This window comes from Anaeromyxobacter dehalogenans 2CP-C, assembly GCF_000013385.1.
In the GTDB taxonomy this organism is placed as follows: Bacteria; Myxococcota; Myxococcia; order Myxococcales; family Anaeromyxobacteraceae; genus Anaeromyxobacter; species Anaeromyxobacter dehalogenans_B.
On sequence record NC_007760.1, the window covers coordinates 2969355 to 2986230 of the forward strand.

The window sequence follows — 16876 nt, forward strand, 5'->3', positions numbered from 1 at the left end:
CCGGGATTTATCGGAGCGGGAAGGCCCGCGGCAACCCTTCCGCGAGCCCGTCCATCATGAACTGGACGGCGATGGCCACCAGCAGCAGGCCGGCGACGCGCTCGAGGATGGCGAGGCCGGTGCGCCCGAGCACCTTCTCGGTCCGGGCCGCACCCGCAAGGATGAGGTAGCTGGCCAGGCAGGTGAGCGCGATGGCGAGCAGGACCGGCAGCGGGTGCCACCAGTCCTCGCCGCGCGCGCGCACCATCAGCACGATGGCGGTGGCGATGGAGCCGGGGCCGGCGAGCAGCGGCATGGCCAGCGGCACGATGGCCACGTCCTCCTTGTCGGCGCTGGCGTCCACTTCACCCTGGGTGATTCGGGTCCGCGACGGCTGGGTGCGCACCATGTCCAGCGCGAGCAGCAGCAGCACCACCCCGCCCGCCACCTTGAACGCGGGCAGGCCGATGCCGAGGAGGCGGAAGATCCACTCGCCGGTCAGCGCGAACGCGGCGAGCACGGCGAACGCGGTCACCGAGGCGCGCAGCGCGATCTCGCGGCGCCGGCGCGGGTCGTCGTTCCGGGTCAGCGCCAGGAAGAACGGCACCGCCGAGAACGGATCGACCACGAAGAACAGGGCCGAGAAGGAGACGAAGCAGAGGGTCGCGAGCTGCAGGGCCATCGGGCGCGCAGCCTACCGCGCCGGCGTGGGACGGGAAAGCGCGGAGCGGCGCCCGGCGCGGGGATCAGACCGCGGGGATCAGACCGCGGGCGGCAGGCCGGGCCGCGGCTCGGAGCGCGCGAACGCGGAGAAGCGGATCGCCCACACCTTGCGGATGGCCTCGAGCACGATGCGCCGGGACATCTTGGACTGCCCCACCCGCCGGTCGGCGAACACGATGGGGATCTCGGCCACCCGGAACCCGCGCCGGAGGGCCCGGTACGTCAGCTCGATCTGGAACGCGTAGCCGGAGCACTCCACCGAGGGCAGGTCGATGGCCTCCAGCACCTCGCGGCGGAAGCACTTGAAGCCGCCGGTGAGGTCGCGGACGCGCACGCCCAGGATGGTGCGGGCGTAGAGGCTGCCGCCGCGCGAGATGATCTTCCGCCCCAGCCCCCAGTTCACGGTGCCGCCGCCCGGCACGTAGCGCGAGCCGAGCACCAGGTCGGCGTCCGCGGCGCGGGCCAGCAGCGCGGGCAGGTACCTCGGGTCGTGCGAGAAGTCGGCGTCCATCTCCAGCACGAGGTCGTAGCCGCGCTCCAGCGCCCAGGCGAAGCCGGCCAGGTACGCCCTGCCCAGCCCCTCCTTGCCGGCGCGGTGGAGCACGTGCACGCGCGGATCGCGCGCCGCGAACGCGTCGGCCAGCGCGCCGGTCCCGTCGGGCGAGTTGTCGTCGATGACCAGCACCTCGACCGACGGCGCGGCCTCCAGGATCGCGCGGAGGATCGGCTCGAGGTTGTCCCGCTCCTCGTACGTCGGGAGGCAGACCAGCGCGCGCCCTTGCGTCATCGCATCACCCCCAGCACCTCTTCCGCGACCCGGAGCGGCGCGCCCGGCTCGCCCAGCGACGCCCGCACCTCGCGCAGCGCCGCGATCTGCGCCTCGCGCGCGGCGCGATCGCCGAGCAGGCGCTCCACCTCCGCCGCCATCCGCTCGGGGCTCGCGTCCCGCTGGAGCAGCTCCGGGACGATCCCCCTCCCTGCCAGGATGTTCACCAGCGCCACGTGCGCAATCTTCACCAGCATCCGCGCGACCGCGTAGGAGAGCCAGGACAGCTTGTAGACCACCACCATGGGCCGGAGCATCAGCCCCGCCTCCAGGGTGGAGGTCCCGCTCTTCACCAGCGCCGCGTCGCTCGCGCCGACCACCTCCTCGGTGCGGCCGTCCACCAGGCGGACCTCCAGCGTGCGGTGGGCCGCGAGGTACGGCTCGAGCGCGGCGCGGTCCAGGGTGGGCGCCACCGGGACCACGAACTGGGCGTCGGGGTGCGCGGCGCGCAGCCGCTCGGCGGCCTCCAGCATGGGGGGGAGCAGCCGCTTCAGCTCCGAGGGCCGGCTGCCGGGCACCATCGCGATGGTGGTCCGGGCGGCGGGGAGGCCGAGCGCCGAGCGGTAGGACTCGGGCGTCCCGGGCGGCGGCCGCTCGGCGAACGGGTGGCCGACGAAGCGCGCGGAAACCCCGGTGCCCTCGTAGAAGCGCTCCTCGAACGGGAGGATGCAGAGCATCCGGTCCACCACGCGGGCGATCTGCTTCGCCCGGCCCTGGCGCCACGCCCAGATGGTCGGCGACACGTAGTAGACCACCGGGATCCCGAGCTTCTTGAGGCGCGCGGCGAGCCGCAGGTTGAAGTCGGGCAGGTCCACCAGGAGCGCGGCCTTCGGGCGGCGCTCGGCGGCGGCGCGGCCGAGCATCCGCAGGATCCCGAGGATCCGCGGGATGCGGGGCAGCACCTCGGCCAGGCCCATCACCGAGATGTCCTCGGCCGGCGCGAGCGCCTCGAGCCCCGCCTCGCGCAGCCGCGGGCCGCCCACGCCGAACGCGGTGAGCCCGGGGCGCAGCCGCTGCAGCTCGTGGAGGGTCCGGGCCGCGTGAAGGTCCGCGCTGGCCTCGCCCGCCACGATCAGGATCTGGTCCGTCAAGCGCGGGCTATATAGCACGCTGCCCCTGGACGGTCTGGCCCCAGAGGCGGATCCGTGATGTGCTGTCGCACATGGATGGGGGAACCGCGGGCGCGCGGGTGCGCGAGGTGGGCTGGCTCGCCGCCACGCTGACGGCGCTGCTGCTCGCGCTCCTGCTCGAGCACTACGTCATCCACGAGCAGATGATCCTGCCGTGGATCGCGGTGTCGCCCGAGGTCCCGCCCTGGATGCTCGGCGCCCAGGTGGTCCCGGAGATCATCGTCTGCTTCCTGTTCGGCTGGCGCCTGCGCGGCCTGGGCTGGATCGTGATCTACGGGGCCGCCGCGGCGGCGCTCCGCCAGTCGTTCTACGCGCTCCTCACCCGCATCGGCGCGAGCGGCCACCCCGAGACGCTGTTCGGCCCCCCCTCCGAGTTCGCGCGCACCGCGCCGCTGGTGGCGGTGATGTACTTCATGGCGTTCGGGCTCGCCTCGATGGGCGCCCGCGAGCCCGGCCCCCTCCCCGGCGCGCGCTCGCGACCCTAGGCGGCGCGCCTGGCCGCCGGCCGCTCACCGCCGGCAGCGCTCCATGCAGTGCAGCAGGCCGCGCAGGTTCTCCTCGGCGAGCCGGTAGCGGGCGAAGCCCGCCTCGCGCGCGGCGGCCACCAGCCCGTGGTCGCGCAGGACGCGGAGCTGCTGCGACACGATCTCCGGATCGGCGCCGAGCCGCTCGGCCAGCGCCCCCACCGTCTCGTCCCCCTGGCAGAGCAGGGCGACGAGCCGCAGGCGGAGCGGGTGGGCGACGGCCTTCAGCACCGCCGCGACGCGCTCGGCGCGCTCGGGGTCGGCGTACACGGGCAACGGCGGGGGTGCGGACACGGCCGGACTGTAGCCGCAGCCCGCCCCGCGACCGGCGCGGCGAGGTGCCGCGCCGGCGGCCCGCCAGCCCCTCGCTACCCGCAGCCGCCGGAGATCTTCTTCTTCGCGCCCCCCGCCTTCGGCTTACCGCCGGCCTTCAGCAGGTCCGGCCGGAAGTCGAGCCGCGCCAGCGTCTGGAGCGCCTCGAGGCCGGGCGCCACGCGGTCGGAGGAGGGCGACGCCAGCGCCGCCTGCGCCGCCGCCAGCGCCTCGGCGTAGCCCGCGGGCGGCGCGGCCTCTGCGAACAGCGGCACCGGCAGCGCCAGCGCCAGGTACCAGGCGCGCGCGCCGTCCACGAGGTAGTGGACCCGCGCGCCCGGGTCGGCGCGCCGCGCCTCCTGCACCAGGCGCAGCGCGACCTCGTCCTTGCCGGCGTAGACGAGCGTGAACGGCCGGCCGCGGGCGCGGGCCAGGACGTCCTCGGCGGACGCGCCCGGCAGGCTCTCCGCGCCGGGCAGGTGGTAGCGGGCGTACGCGTCGGCGGGCCGCACGTCCAGCACCGCCGCCCGGCCCGCCGCCTGGACCACGCCGGCGGCGGCCTTCCACACGTCGAGCGCGGCGTCGGCCGGCGGCGGCGTGAGGTCGGGCGGGAGCTCGGCGCGGGCCGAGTGCCCGGTGGCGAGCGCCAGGACGAGGTAGGCGGCGGCCGCGCCCACGAGCGCGGCGGCCCCGGTCCGGTTCGTGATCCTCACGGCGCCCTCCTCTCCGCGGCGGCGGCGCCGGCCGGCACGCCCTGCGGCCCCTGCCCCGCCGGCGCGGCGCGGCGGTTCACCCACCGCTCGATGCGGCCCACCGCCCAGAACGCGCCCACCGCGAGCAGCGCCACGGCGAACACCACCACGCCGGACGGGAGGCGCAGCCACTCGTGCAGCAGCACCCGGCCGCGCCCGCCGGCGTCGGCGAGCGGCGCGAACGTGTCGGCGCCGAGCGTGTAGACCAGCGTGCCGACGAGCAGGCCGCCGATGAACAGCAGCGCGTCGAGCTTGCCCGAGACCGCCCCGACCAGCGAGGTGCCCGGGCAGTAGCCGCCCACGATGAAGCCGGCGCCGACCAGGAACCCGCCCACCGCCTGGGCGGCGGGGAAGGTGTCGAGGATGCCGAGCGTGGAGAGCGGCACGGGGCCGGCGAGGTCGAGGAAGTACACGCCGACCATCGCGGTGACGATGGCGGTGAACATCACCCGCAGCACGCGGAAGTCGCGGCCGTAGAAGACGGCGGCGAGGTTGCGGGCGGTGCCGAAGCCGGCGCGCTCCAGCGCGAAGCCGAAGCCCATGCCCACCAGCACCGAGGCGATCATCTCGACCGGGTGCGAGAACCGAAGGACGACGGAGAGAGGGCCTTCCACGGCGTGCCTCCTAGATCCACTGCCGGCGGACGAACCACGCGAGGGCGTAGGCGCCGCCGAAGACGCAGAGCATGAACAGCCAGCTGCCGAGCGCGAGCTGCGCGCCGCCGGTGAGCGCCTGGCCGCTGGTGCAGCCGCGGGCGAGCTGCGCCCCGAAGCCGGCGAGCGCGCCGCCCGCCCCGGCGAGCACCCACCGCCAGCGCCGGTCGGCCCGCGGGCCCATCACCGTCTCGGCCTTGAAGCGCCGCGCGGTGACCACCGCGACCGCGCCGCCGAGCAGCGTGCCGGCGGTGAGCCAGACGATCCAGTCGTCCATCGAGGCGCGCGACGGGTCGGCGAAGAACCGCCCCACGCTGACGTTCTCCTCGGTCCAGGTGGGCGACACCGCGTGCAGCCCCGCCGCCACCACGTGCTTGAACGACCCGCTCGCGCCCAGGCCGCGGCCGGTCAGCACGAAGCTGCCGAGGAGCACCAGGCCCAGCAGGAAGCCGGCCTTGTACGGGTTCCAGTACGGTCGCTGCTCCACGTCACTCCTCCTTCGCGTCCGGGGCGGCGGGCGCCCCGGGGTGCGGCTCGTTCGCGGCCCTCGCCACCCACTTCGCGCTGTGGCGGGCCGCGTGGGCGAGGTCGATCCGGCCCGTGATCATGGAGCGCAGCGCGGGGCGCTCGTCGGCGATGACCACCGCCATGGTGAGGTGCACCGCCAGGCCGGCGGCCACGAGCGCGATGGCGAGCCCGTGCACCACGACCGCGGCGGCGACCACCTGCGCCGGCCCGAGGTGGAACGTCATCACCAGGCCGCTCGCGACGATGGTCGCGGTGGCGATCAGCACGAGCACCGCGAACAGCTTCTGGCCGGCGTTGTACTTGTCCTGCGGCGGCAGCGGGCCGCGCCACGCGCCCGCCATGGCGAGCGGCTTCCGGACGAGCCAGGCGAGGTCGTCGCGGGACACCCGCACGTCCTCCCAGACGTGGCGGAGGCCGCCCTTGAACAGCAGGAACAGCGGGATGACGACGGCGGCCCACGCCAGCCCCCACGCCACGTGCAGCCGGAGGAGCGCGGCCCGTCCGCCCAGCGCCCCGGCGATGGCGTCGGCGGCCGCGGGCCCGAGCAGCGCGAAGCGCGCCGCGGAGAGCAGGCCGACGCCGCTGAGGAGCAGCGCGATCCAGGAGAGCGCGTTCAGCCAGTGGAGCGCGCGCAGGCCGGCCGGGTGGCGGTGCAGCGTGCGCGGCCGGGAGGCCGGCAGCGCGCAGGCGCCCTCGGCCTCCTCGCGGCGCACCCGGTCCACGCGCGCCTTCAGGTTCACGAGCAGGCCGCCGCCGATCGAGAGCGCGCCCAGGCCGGGGACCACCGCGCGCGTCAGCGGCCGGGCCGCGCCGTCCCAGGCCGAGGTCAGCCAGCCGGTCCGCGGCGGGCGGGCGATCCCCTGGGCGAGCACGAGGTCGCGGGCGCGGTCGCCGGCGTAGAGCGTGCGCGGCCGCACGTCGATGCCCGGCACCGCCAGCGGGCGCGCGCCCCGCGCCGCGGCGGCGACGGACACGGCCGAGCCGGGGTCGTCGAGGTCGCCGAAGACGCGGCACTCGGCCGGGCAGGTCACGACGCAGGCCGGCTGCTCGCCGCGCGCCACGAACGGCGCGCACAGGTTGCACTTCTCGACCACGTTCTTCACCGGGTCCACGTGCCGGGCGCCGTACGGGCAGGCGGCGACGCAGTTGCCGCAGCCGATGCACACGCCGGCGTCCACCCCCACCACGCCGTTCGCGTCCACGGACGTCGCGCCGGTCGGGCAGTCCACCGTGCACGGGTGCGCCTCGCACTGCATGCACAGGCCCGGGTAGAACGTGACGGCGAGGTCGCCGCCGGCGCGCGTGCCGGTCTCGAAGGTGTGGACCCAGTCGCGCGCCGCGCCAGGGCCGGAGTCCCACTGCTCCTTGCAGGCCGAGACGCAGGCCTTGCAGCCGACGCACCGGTCGAGGTCGATCAGCATCGCGTGGCGCGCCATCACGCCACCTCCGCCGCGCGGCGCACGGTGACGAGCTGCGTGCGCATGCCGGTCGAGCCGCTGATCGGGTCCACGACGTAGTCGTCGATCACGGCCGTGTCGTCGCCGCCCCGCCCGCGCGCGCGGTGGAGCCGGTGCGCCCAGTGGCCGAAGCCGTGCACCATGTACACGGCGCCGTCCGGCATCCGCTCGGTCACGTGCAGCGGGAGCGGCCCGGTCTCGCCGCCGTGGGCGTTCCCGACCATCACCCGCTCCCCGGCCGCGAGCCCCAGCGCGGCCGCGTCCGCCGGGCTCATCCAGAGCGTGTTCTCCGGCTCGAGGTCGAACAGGATGGGGTTGTTCTGCGTCCGGCCGAACGTGTGCAGCGGGCTGCGGCCGTACAGCAGCCGGAAGCGCCCGGGCGGCGGCGGCGGCGGGCCCTTCCAGACCGGCAGCGGATCGAACCCCGCGTCGGCGAGCCGCTGCGACCAGAGCTCGATCCTCCCGGACGGCGTGTGGAACCGGTACTCCTCGCCGTCCGCGAGGTAGAGCGGCGTCTTGCGGGGGACGAGCGCGATCCCGTCGCGCCTCAGCGCGTCGAGCGACAGCCCCGCGGACGCGAGCCGGACCTCGAGGTAGTCCTCGAACGTCGCCCAGGGGAAGAAGTCTCCCACGCCGAGCGCGGTCCCGAGCTCCTTCGCGATGCGCCACGCCGGGCGCGTGTCGTGCGGCGAGGCCACCGCCGGCTGGCGCAGGCCCACGTACGGCGTGCGGGTGAAGCCGAGCGAGAGGTCGTCGTAGCGCTCGAGGTAGGTGTCCTCCGGGAGCAGCACGTCGGCGTACTGCGTGATCTCGGTGGGCGCGACGTCGCAGACCACCAGCAGGTCGAGGTTCGCGATGGCCTCGCGCGTCTCGCGCACGTTCGGCATCGCCTGCACGAGGTTCGTGCCGTGCACGAACCAGCCCTTCACCGGGTACGGCGTGCCGGTGCGGGTGGCGTCGCGGATGCCGTTCGTGGTGACCTCCTCCGCGAACGGGAAGCGCCCGGCGGCCTGGTCCACGTTCCGCGGCAGGTCCGGGAAGTCCGGCGTGGGGTAGTCGCCGACCGCGGCGCGCTCGGTCCGGTAGGTGGAGCCGGGCCGCCACCACGCGCCGAGCAGCGCGGAGAGAATGGCCTGGGCGCGGGCGCGCTGCGTGTCCTCCTCGCCGTACCAGGCGGTGTGCCGGCCCGGGTGGACGACCACCGCCGGCATCGCCTTCACCACCAGGCGATACGCGTCCACGATCCGCTCCGCCGGCACGCCGGCGCGCTCGGCCGCCCAGGCCGGGTCGAACGGCGCCACGTGCGCCGCCAGCCGGTCGAAGCCGGTGGTGCGCGCCTCCACGAACGCGCGGTCGTACGTGCGCTCCGCGACGAGCAGGTGCAGCCAGGCCAGGATCACCGCGGTGTCGCCGCCCGGGCGGATGGGCAGCCACACGTCGGCCTTCGAGGCGACGGTGGAGAGGCGCGGATCCAGCACCACCAGCGACGCGCCGCGGGCGCGCGCCTTCGCCAGCTCCTGCACCTGGCCGTTGTGCGCGTTCTCGCCGAGGTGCGAGCCGAACAGCACGACGGCGCGCGCGTTCTCGAGGTCGATGGGCTCGGGCGAGACCAGCTTCTCGCCGAACGTGAGCTGGTAGCCGACGTTGCGCGCGCCCTTGCACTGCGCGTACGACGGGCCCGCGTAGTTCGGCGAGCCGTACGCCACCAGCAGCTGGCGCAGCAGGGGCCCGCCGCTGCCGTGGTAGAACAGCGCGAGCGCCTCGGCGCCGTGGCGTGCCTTGATGGCGCGGAAGCCCTGCGCGATCACCTGGTACGCCTCGTTCCAGCCGGCGCGCCGGAACTTCCCCTCGCCCCGCGCGCCGGTCCGGATCATCGGGTGCGTCAGCCGGTCCCCGTCCACCACCGAGGCCGCGCCTGCCTGCCCGCGCCCGCAGAGCTTCCCGTTCGCGTTGGGGTAGCGCGGGTGGCCGCGCAGCGAGAGCACGCGGTTCTTCCGCACGCGGGCCACCGCGCCGCAGTTCCAGAAGCACAGCTCGCAGAACGTCGGGACCTCGCGCTCCGGCGGCAGGGCGTCGTCGGCCTGCGCGAGGCCGAACGCCTCGGCGCGGCCCGGCGCCGCCGCGGCGCCCGCGGCCGCGCCCGCCGCCGCCAGCTCCAGGAACGTCCTCCGCCCGATGCGCACGCCGTGCTCCGCCATCTCGCGCTCCCCGCCGGCGGCACCGCCGGCCAACGCGATGGAGCCGCGAACGGCCCGCGCCGATTCTCGCCCGTGTTCGATTTTCTCGTGTGATTCCGCACACACGCAGCGCTTGCGCGGGCGGGCGCCGCGCCGCAGCGCTTGCGCGCGCCCCCGCGAAAACCTCGCGCCCGCCCGGGCCTTGATGCTGAACGTCCGTTCCGGTACGCCTCCGGGATGAAGCCTCGCGCCGCCTGGAACCCGCCGAACCCGTGGGCCGCCGCCGAGATCGAGTGGGACGACGGCCCGCCGCCCGCCCGGATCACGCTGCTCGAGGACGCCACCCGCGACGTCCTCTCCCGCAACGACAGCCCGGACATCCCGTTCCGCTGGAGCGTGAACCCGTACCGCGGGTGCATGCACGCGTGCGCGTACTGCTACGCGCGGCCGACGCACGAGTACCTGGGCATGGGCGCGGGCACCGACTTCGACACGCGCATCGTGGTGAAGCGGCGCGCGCCGGAGCTGCTCCGCGCCGCGTTCGACCGGCCCGGCTGGAAGGGCGAGGAGGTGGCGTTCTCCGGCGGGACCGACGCCTGGCAGCCGATCGAGGCGGAGCTGCGGCTCACGCGCGGCTGCCTCGAGGTGTGCGCCGCGTACCGGAACCCGGTCCGCGTGGTCACCAAGTCGGCGCTGCTGGAGCGCGATCTGGACCTGCTCCTGGAGCTGGCGCGGTCCGCCCGCGTGCTGGTCTCGGTGAGCCTGCCGTTCCTGGACCCGGCGCTGGCGCGCGCGCTGGAGCCGTGGGCGCCCTCCCCCGCGCGGCGGCTGCGCCTCATCGAGCGGCTCGCGCGCGCGGGGCTCTCGCCCGGCGTCCTCGTGGCGCCGGCGATCCCCGGGCTCGACGACGAGGTCCCGAGGGTCCTGGCGGCGGCGCGCGACGCCGGCGCCGCGCGCGCGGCGTGGGTCCTGCTGCGCCTGCCCGGGTCGGTGGCCCCGGTGTTCGAGCAGCGGCTGCGCGCGGCGCTCCCCGACGCAGCCGCGCGCGTGATGCACCTCGTGCGCGAGACGCGCGAGGGCCGGGCCTACGACGGGGCGTTCTCCACCCGCCGCCGCGGCACCGGGGCGTACGCCGCGATGGTCGCCCAGGTGTTCGCGCGCCACGCCTCCCGCCTCGGGCTGGACCTGCCCGAGCCGGGGCTCGACGGGCCGTCCCCATTCCGGCGTCCCGGCAGCGGGGGACAGCTGGGGCTCTTTGACCCATCGTGAAGACGCGAACCCTCCCAGGCGGGTGACATTCTCGGGATCTCCCGCTAGACAGGGCTCGTGCGGATCGGGACCCAGGCCGGTGGGGAGAGGCCCCTCGCCTCCCTGGCGGGCAGGGCGCCGGCGCAGGTCTCGCGGTGGTGGCGCGGCCGGACCGCCTGGTCGCCGGGCCGCATCGTGGCGGCCTACGCCCTCGTCAGCCTGCTCTGGATCGCGTTCTCCGACGCGGTGCTGGTGCGGCTCGTGCCGGATCCGGCGCTGCGCGCCCGCGCGCAGACGGTGAAGGGCGCGTTCTTCGTGGTGGTCACCTCGGCGCTGCTGCTCGAGCTGATCCGGCGCGGCGACCTGGGGCTGCGCACGCTCGGCGCCGAGGTGCGCGCGACCGTGGACAGCATGGCGGACGCGGTCCTCCTGGTGGACGAGGAGGGCCGCATCGTGGAGACCAACCGCGCGGCCGTCGAGCTGCTCGGGGTCGCCTCCAAGGAGGACCTGCTCGTCCCGCTCCGCGACTGGGGGCGGCGCTTCGACCTCCGGTACCTCGACGGCTCCCCGGTGCCCTACGACCGCTACGCGGCGGTGCGGGCGCTCGCCGGCGAGCGCATCAAGGCCTACGACGCGATGGCGCGGCGGGCCGACGGCTCGGAGGTGTACTTCAGCGTCTCGGCCGCGCCGGTGAAGGGCGCCGGGCACCGCCTGCTGGCGGTGGCGGTGCTGCGCGACGTCACCGCCGCCCGGCGGCTCGACGAGATGCGCGAGGAGTTCCTCGCCACCGCCGCGCACGAGTTCAAGACGCCGCTCGCGGTGGTGAAGGCCTACGCGCAGCTCATGCAGAAGCGCGCGCCGGGCGATCCGGGGCTGACGGTGATCCAGCGCCAGGTGGACCGCCTCAACCGCCTCGTGCAGCACCTGCTCGACACCTCGCGCCTGCGGCTCCAGCCCGGCGAGGGTCGCCGCGACACCTTCGACGTGTCCTCGCTGGTCGCGGAGGCCATCGAGGAGGCGCGCCCCTCGACGCCGGGGCACGCGCTCGAGGCGGAGGCGCCCGCGCCGGCGGTGGTCCACGCCGACCGCGAGCGGATCCTGCGCGTGCTCACCAGCCTGCTCGACAACGCCATCCGGTTCTCGCCCGCGGGCGGGCCGGTGCAGGTGCGGGTGGAGACGCACGAGGGCGAGGTGGTGGTCTCGGTGGCCGACCACGGCCTGGGGATCCCGCCGGAGCGCCAGCCGCGCATCTTCGAGCGCTACTACCGCGCGCACGCCGGCACCGACCAGGACTACGGCGGCCTGGGCCTCGGGCTCGACATGAGCCGCGAGATCGTGACCCGCCACGGCGGCCGGATGTGGTTCGAGAGCGTTCCCGGCCAGGGCTCCACGTTCCACTTCAGCCTGCCGCTCGCGGCGCAGGAGGCCTCGTGAGGCGCAGCGTGCTGGTGGTGGAGGACGATCAGGACCTGTCGTCGCTCCTCGAGATGGTCCTCGCCGACGCGGGCCACCGGGTGCGCACCGCCCCCGACGGCCGGGCCGCGCTGGGCGCGGTGGCCGAGGAGATGCCCGGCGTCATCCTGCTCGACATGCGCATGCCGGTCATGAACGGGTGGGAGTTCGCCCGCGAGTTCCGCGCCCGCTACGGCCGCGCCTGCCCGATCGTGGTGGTCACCGCCGCGGAGAACGCCCGGCTGCGCGCGGAGGAGATCGGCGCCGAGGACTGGCTCGCCAAGCCGTTCGACCTCGACGACGTGCTCTACACCGTCGAGCGCCAGCTCGCCGGCGGGGACGAGGGCGGCGCGCCCACGCGCTCGCTGCACTGACGCCCGTCCCCCCGCACGCCGCGCGCCTGCGCCCGGCCGCGGCCATCCCGTTGGGTGGTCGCCGCCCCGCGCACCCGGTCCCACCGTCTGAGCGCGTGGCCCCGGAGACCAGACCCATCGCCCGCCCGGTGCCCCGACCCTCGCGCGCCGCGGCGCTGTGGAGCTCCACCATCGGCAAGAAGGCGCTGATGGCGGTGACCGGCGTGGTGCTGTTCGCGTACGTCGTCGGGCACCTGCTCGGGAACCTGCAGGTGTTCGCGGGGGCGGCCAGGCTCGATCGCTACGCGGAGCTGCTCCGGATCTCGCCCGCGCTGCTCTGGTCGGTCCGCGCCGTGCTGCTCGTCGCGTTCCTGGTGCACGTCGCGGCGGGCCTCCAGCTCTCGGTGCTGCGGCGCGAGGCCCGGCCGGTGGCCTACGCCACCTACCGGCCGGTGGCCTCCACCCCCGCGGCGCGCGGGATGATCTGGAGCGGCCTGCTCATCCTCGGCTTCGTCGTGTACCACCTGCTCGATCTCACGATCGGCGTGGTGAACCCGGACTTCCGCCCGGGGCAGGTCTACCACAACGTCCTCGCCACCTTCGGGCGCGGGCTGGGCGTCGCGATCTACGTCGTCGCGATGATCGCGCTCGGCTTCCACCTCTGGCACGGCATGTGGTCGCTGTTCCAGTCGCTCGGCCTCGCCACCCGCCGGAGCCTGCCCGGCCTGCAGCGCTTCGCGGTGACGGTGGCGTGGATCCTGGCGCTCGGCTTCACCGCCATCCCGCTCGCCGTCGTCGTGGGCGTGGTGAGGTAGGCGCGCATGCCGCTCGACGCGAGGATCCCGGCGGGGCCGATCGAGCAGAAGTGGGACCGCCGCAGGTACGAGCTGAAGCTGGTCAACCCCGCCAACAAGCGCCGGCACCGGATCCTGGTGGTCGGCACCGGCCTGGCGGGCGCGTCCGCGGCGGCCTCGCTCGCCGAGCTGGGCTACGAGGTCGAGACGTTCTGCTACCAGGACAGCCCGCGGCGGGCGCACTCGATCGCGGCGCAGGGCGGCATCAACGCGGCGAAGAACTACCAGAACGACGGCGACTCCGTGGCGCGGCTGTTCTACGACACCGTGAAGGGCGGCGACTTCCGTTCGCGCGAGGCGAACGTCTACCGGCTGGCCGAGCTGTCGGTGAACATCATCGACCAGTGCGCGGCGCAGGGCGTGCCGTTCGCGCGGGAGTACGGCGGCCTGCTCGCGAACCGCTCCTTCGGCGGCGCGCTGGTCTCGCGGACGTTCTACGCGCGGGGCCAGACCGGCCAGCAGCTGCTGCTCGGGGCCTACCAGGCGCTGCAGCGCCAGGTGGCCGCCGGCAAGGTGGTGAGCCACCCGCGCTGCGAGATGCTGGAGCTGGTGCTGGTGGACGGCCGGGCGCGCGGCGTCGTCACCCGCGACCTCGTCACCGGCGCGGTGCGCTCGCACGCCGGCGACGCGGTGGTGCTCGCGACGGGCGGGTACGGCAACGTCTTCTACCTCTCCACCAACGCGCGCGGCTGCAACGCGACCGCGGTCTGGCGCGCGCATCGCAAGGGCGCGCTGTTCGCGAACCCCTGCTACACGCAGATCCACCCGACCTGCATCCCGCGCTCCGGCGAGTACCAGTCGAAGCTCACGCTCATGAGCGAGTCGCTCCGCAACGACGGGCGGGTCTGGGTGCCCGCCCGGCGCGGCGACGGGCGCCCCCCCGGCCAGATCCCCGACGCCGAGCGCGACTACTACCTGGAGCGGATGTACCCGACCTACGGCAACCTCGCCCCGCGCGACATCGCCTCGCGCGCGGCCAAGACGGTCTGCGACGAGGGGCGCGGGGTCGGGCCCGGCGGGCTGGGCGTCTACCTCGACTTCCGCGACGCGTTCGCGCGGCTGGGCCGGCGCGTGCTCGACGAGCGCTACGGCAACCTGTTCGAGATGTACGAGCGCATCACCGGCGACGATCCGCACGAGGTGCCGATGCGGATCTACCCGGCGGTGCACTACACGATGGGCGGCCTGTGGGTGGACTACGACCTGCAGAGCACCATCCCCGGCCTGTTCGTGCTGGGCGAGGCGAACTTCTCCGACCACGGGGCGAACCGGCTGGGCGCGAGCGCGCTCATGCAGGGGCTCGCGGACGGCTACTTCGTCGTCCCGTACACGGTGGGTGACCACGTGGCGCGCGCGCAGGCGAAGGTGGACACCGGGCACCCGGCGTTCCGCGACGCGGAGCGCGAGGTGGCGGCGCGCACCGCGCGGCTGCTGTCCATCGGCGGCCGGCGCACCGCCGACGACCTGCACCGCGAGCTGGGCACGCTGCTGTGGACCGACGCGGGGATGGCGCGCTCGCGCGCCTCGCTGGAGCACGCGCTCGCCGGGATCCCGCGCATCCGGGAGGCGTTCTGGAGCGACCTCCGGGTCCCGGGCACCGGCGAGGAGCTGAACCAGGAGCTGGAGCGCGCCGGCCGGGTGGCGGACTTCCTGGAGCTGGCGGAGCTGCTGTGCCGGGACGCGCTGCATCGCGAGGAGTCGTGCGGCGGGCACTTCCGGGTCGAGCACCAGACGCCCGACGGGGAGGCGCTCCGCGACGACGCGCGGTTCGCCTACGTCGCGGCCTGGGAGTGGAAGGGGCCGGGCGAGGCCCCGGTGCTGCACCAGGAGCCGCTCGCGTTCGAGCACGTGCCGCTCCAGCAGCGCAGCTACAAGTGAGGGGCGCGTGCGCATCGTCCTCGAGATCTGGCGGCAGCGGGACCCCCGGGCGGACGGCCGCTTCGTCCGGTACGAGGTCACGGACGTCAGCGAGCACATGTCGTTCCTGGAGATGCTCGACGTGCTCAACCAGTCGCTGGTGCGGCGCGGCGAGATGCCGGTGGCCTTCGACTCGGACTGCCGGGAGGGGATCTGCGGGACCTGCGGGTTCCTGGTGAACGGCGAGGCGCACGGGCCGCTCCGGAACGCGACCATCTGCCAGACGCACATGCGCCACTTCCACGACGGCGACGTCCTGCGGCTCGAGCCCTGGCGCGCCGCCGCGTTCCCGGTGGTCCGCGACCTGGTGGTGGACCGCGGCGCGCTCGACCGGATCGTCGCGGCGGGCGGCTACGTGTCGGTGCGGACCGGCGGCGCCCCCGACGCGAACGCCCTGCCCGTCCCGAAGACCGACGCCGACCGCGCCATGGAGGCCGCCGCGTGCATCGGCTGCGGCGCCTGCGTCGCGGCCTGCCCGAACGCCTCGGCCGCGCTGTTCACCGGCGCCAAGATCACGCACCTGTCGCTGCTGCCGCAGGGCCAGCCCGAGCGCCCGCTGCGCGTGCGCTCCATGGCCGAGCAGGCGCGCGCGGAGGGCTTCGGCCACTGCACCTCGATCGGCGAGTGCGCGGCCGTGTGCCCCGCGGGGATCCAGCTCGAGGTGATCGCGCGGATGAACCGCGACTTCCTGCGCGCGGCGTTCTCGCGCGCCGCCGGCGAGCCGCTCACCGTGCTCCCGGTCACGTCGCCGATGCGCCGCTACGAGTCGCAGCCGCCCGGCGCGCGAGAGACCGCCGAGCCCGCCGAGGAGCCCGCGAAGCCCTGAGCGGACCGGCGCGGGCGGTCACCCCAGCCCGGCCACGATCCGCGGCGACGGGTCCTCGGTCAGGTCGTGGTACAGCGCGTCGTAGGAGAGGCGCATCTGCGCGAGCCCGAACTCCTCCTCGACGATGCGCCGGCCCCGCTCGCCCATGCGGCGCCGCAGCGCCGGATCGCGCAGCAGGTCGAGGAGCCGGCGCGCCAGCGCGGCCGGCGCGCCGGGCGGCACCAGGAAGCCGTTCTGCCCCTCGCGCACCACCTCCGGCGTGCCGCCGACGCGCGTCGCCACCACCGGGAGCCGCATGGCCATGCTCTCGAGGATCGCGTTGGAGATCCCCTCGGCGTGGCTCGCCGACACGCCGGCGGCGGCCCGCGCGAGCAGCGCCGGCGCGTCCAGCCGGTGGCCCAGGAAGTGGCACCGGTCCGAGATGCCGAGCCGGCGCGCCAGGCGCTCCAGGAGCGGCCGCCGCAGGCCCTCGCCCACCAGCACCAGGCGCGCGTCCGGCCGGGTGCGCAGCACCTCGCGCATCGCCATCAGCAGGTCGGACTGCCCCTTCACCGGGTGGTGCATGTTCGCGATGCACACCACCGCCCCCGGCTCGGGCACCGGGTGCTCCGGCGCGCGGCGCGCCTCGCGGTCCAGCGCCTCCAGGTCCACCCCGTTGCGCACCACCGCGACCCGGTCGGCCTCCACGCCCTCGCGCACCGCGAGGTCGCGGATGCAGAGCGCGTTCACCAGCACCCGGTCGGCGACGCGGGAGGCCGCCTGCAGCAGCGGGCGCCGGTAGCCCTCCAGGTGGTGACCCAGGTCCACCCGCGTGACGATCACGGGGACCCGGGCCAGGCGCGCCGCCAGCGTCCCGAGCACGTTGGTGTAGACGTCCTGCGCGTGGATCACCGCGATCCGCTCGGCGCGCACGAAGCGGACGATCCGCGCGAGCTGCCAGGCGGTGTTCGGGCGGATCATGCGGCCGCCGACGTCGAAGACCACCGGCCGCACGCCGGCGTCCTCCAGGTCCTGGAGGTGGTCGCCGTCGAGGTGCAGCACCGCGACGACCGGGTCGAAGCGCGCGCGGTCCATCGAGCGGACGTTCAGGACGGTCTGCCGCTCCTGGCCGCCGATGCGGAAGCGGTTCTGGAAGATCAGGATCCGACGCGGCCCGGGCACGCCG

At 75.2% G+C, this 16876-nt stretch carries 17 protein-coding genes; 7 read left to right on the forward strand and 10 right to left on the reverse strand.

What is annotated here, in order from left to right; genetic code table 11:
• Positions 1 to 7: 7 nt before the first annotated feature.
• The 3 genes from ADEH_RS13590 to lpxB form a co-directional block, all read right to left on the reverse strand.
• On the reverse strand, positions 8 to 661 hold the full coding sequence (locus tag ADEH_RS13590; RefSeq protein WP_011421675.1) for a MarC family protein: 654 nt from the start codon (positions 659 to 661) through the stop codon (positions 8 to 10).
• Between the two features lie 78 nt (positions 662 to 739).
• Entirely contained in the window at positions 740 to 1489 is a 750-nt protein-coding gene (locus tag ADEH_RS13595) for a polyprenol monophosphomannose synthase (RefSeq protein ID WP_011421676.1), read from the reverse strand.
• Positions 1486 to 2637 carry a lipid-A-disaccharide synthase gene (gene lpxB, locus ADEH_RS13600; RefSeq protein WP_011421677.1) on the reverse strand — a complete coding sequence of 384 codons (1152 nt, stop codon included), beginning with the start codon at positions 2635 to 2637 and terminating at the stop codon, positions 1486 to 1488. The genes ADEH_RS13595 and lpxB overlap by 4 nt, the downstream gene beginning before the upstream one ends.
• Positions 2638 to 2690: 53 nt before the next feature.
• Here lpxB and ADEH_RS13605 point away from each other — a divergent pair, with 53 nt between their 5' ends.
• A complete protein-coding gene (locus tag ADEH_RS13605; RefSeq protein WP_041453540.1) occupies positions 2691 to 3143 on the forward strand; it encodes a hypothetical protein in 453 nt (150 codons plus the stop codon).
• A 24-nt stretch (positions 3144 to 3167) separates the two neighbouring features.
• Here ADEH_RS13605 and ADEH_RS13610 read toward each other — a convergent pair whose 3' ends face one another.
• From ADEH_RS13610 to ADEH_RS13635, 6 genes are all read right to left on the reverse strand, one after another.
• Positions 3168 to 3476 carry an ArsR/SmtB family transcription factor gene (locus ADEH_RS13610; RefSeq protein ID WP_011421679.1) on the reverse strand — a complete coding sequence of 103 codons (309 nt, stop codon included), beginning with the start codon at positions 3474 to 3476 and terminating at the stop codon, positions 3168 to 3170.
• A 74-nt stretch (positions 3477 to 3550) separates the two neighbouring features.
• Positions 3551 to 4207, reverse strand: a complete 657-nt coding sequence (locus ADEH_RS13615) for a rhodanese-like domain-containing protein (RefSeq protein ID WP_011421680.1) — start codon at positions 4205 to 4207, stop codon at positions 3551 to 3553.
• The gene (locus ADEH_RS13620; protein ID WP_011421681.1) at positions 4204 to 4860 is read right to left on the reverse strand and encodes a YeeE/YedE thiosulfate transporter family protein; all 657 of its coding nucleotides are present in this window, start codon (positions 4858 to 4860) and stop codon (positions 4204 to 4206) included. Before ADEH_RS13620 ends, ADEH_RS13615 begins: the two co-directional genes overlap by 4 nt.
• Before the next feature lie 10 nt (positions 4861 to 4870).
• Entirely contained in the window at positions 4871 to 5386 is a 516-nt protein-coding gene (locus tag ADEH_RS13625) for a YeeE/YedE thiosulfate transporter family protein (RefSeq protein ID WP_011421682.1), read from the reverse strand.
• Position 5387: 1 nt separating this feature from the next.
• On the reverse strand, positions 5388 to 6863 hold the full coding sequence (locus ADEH_RS13630) for a cytochrome b/b6 domain-containing protein (RefSeq protein ID WP_011421683.1): 1476 nt from the start codon (positions 6861 to 6863) through the stop codon (positions 5388 to 5390).
• Positions 6863 to 9082, reverse strand: a complete 2220-nt coding sequence (locus tag ADEH_RS13635) for a molybdopterin-containing oxidoreductase family protein (protein WP_011421684.1) — start codon at positions 9080 to 9082, stop codon at positions 6863 to 6865. The genes ADEH_RS13630 and ADEH_RS13635 overlap by 1 nt, the downstream gene beginning before the upstream one ends.
• Before the next feature lie 216 nt (positions 9083 to 9298).
• Here ADEH_RS13635 and ADEH_RS13640 point away from each other — a divergent pair, with 216 nt between their 5' ends.
• The 6 genes from ADEH_RS13640 (at position 9299) to ADEH_RS13665 (ending at position 15711) form a co-directional block, all read left to right on the forward strand.
• Complete coding sequence (locus ADEH_RS13640) at positions 9299 to 10330, forward strand: PA0069 family radical SAM protein (protein ID WP_011421685.1); 1032 nt, start codon at positions 9299 to 9301, stop codon at positions 10328 to 10330.
• A gap of 57 nt (positions 10331 to 10387) precedes the next feature.
• Positions 10388 to 11743: a sensor histidine kinase gene (locus ADEH_RS13645; protein ID WP_011421686.1), complete on the forward strand. Its 1356-nt coding sequence runs from the start codon at positions 10388 to 10390 to the stop codon at positions 11741 to 11743.
• Positions 11740 to 12135 (forward strand): response regulator transcription factor, encoded by a 396-nt coding sequence (locus ADEH_RS13650; RefSeq protein ID WP_011421687.1) that lies wholly within the window; start codon positions 11740 to 11742, stop codon positions 12133 to 12135. The genes ADEH_RS13645 and ADEH_RS13650 overlap by 4 nt, the downstream gene beginning before the upstream one ends.
• A gap of 128 nt (positions 12136 to 12263) precedes the next feature.
• Positions 12264 to 12929: a succinate dehydrogenase cytochrome b subunit gene (locus tag ADEH_RS13655; protein WP_041453541.1), complete on the forward strand. Its 666-nt coding sequence runs from the start codon at positions 12264 to 12266 to the stop codon at positions 12927 to 12929.
• Positions 12930 to 12935: 6 nt separating this feature from the next.
• The gene (locus ADEH_RS13660; protein WP_011421689.1) at positions 12936 to 14846 is read left to right on the forward strand and encodes a fumarate reductase/succinate dehydrogenase flavoprotein subunit; all 1911 of its coding nucleotides are present in this window, start codon (positions 12936 to 12938) and stop codon (positions 14844 to 14846) included.
• 7 nt (positions 14847 to 14853) lie between these two features.
• Positions 14854 to 15711 carry a succinate dehydrogenase/fumarate reductase iron-sulfur subunit gene (locus ADEH_RS13665; RefSeq protein WP_011421690.1) on the forward strand — a complete coding sequence of 286 codons (858 nt, stop codon included), beginning with the start codon at positions 14854 to 14856 and terminating at the stop codon, positions 15709 to 15711.
• Between the two features lie 18 nt (positions 15712 to 15729).
• On the opposite strand, the gene ADEH_RS13670 is transcribed toward ADEH_RS13665, so the two are convergent.
• The gene (locus tag ADEH_RS13670) at positions 15730 to 16872 is read right to left on the reverse strand and encodes a glycosyltransferase (protein ID WP_011421691.1); all 1143 of its coding nucleotides are present in this window, start codon (positions 16870 to 16872) and stop codon (positions 15730 to 15732) included.
• Between the last annotated feature and the right edge of the window lie 4 nt (positions 16873 to 16876).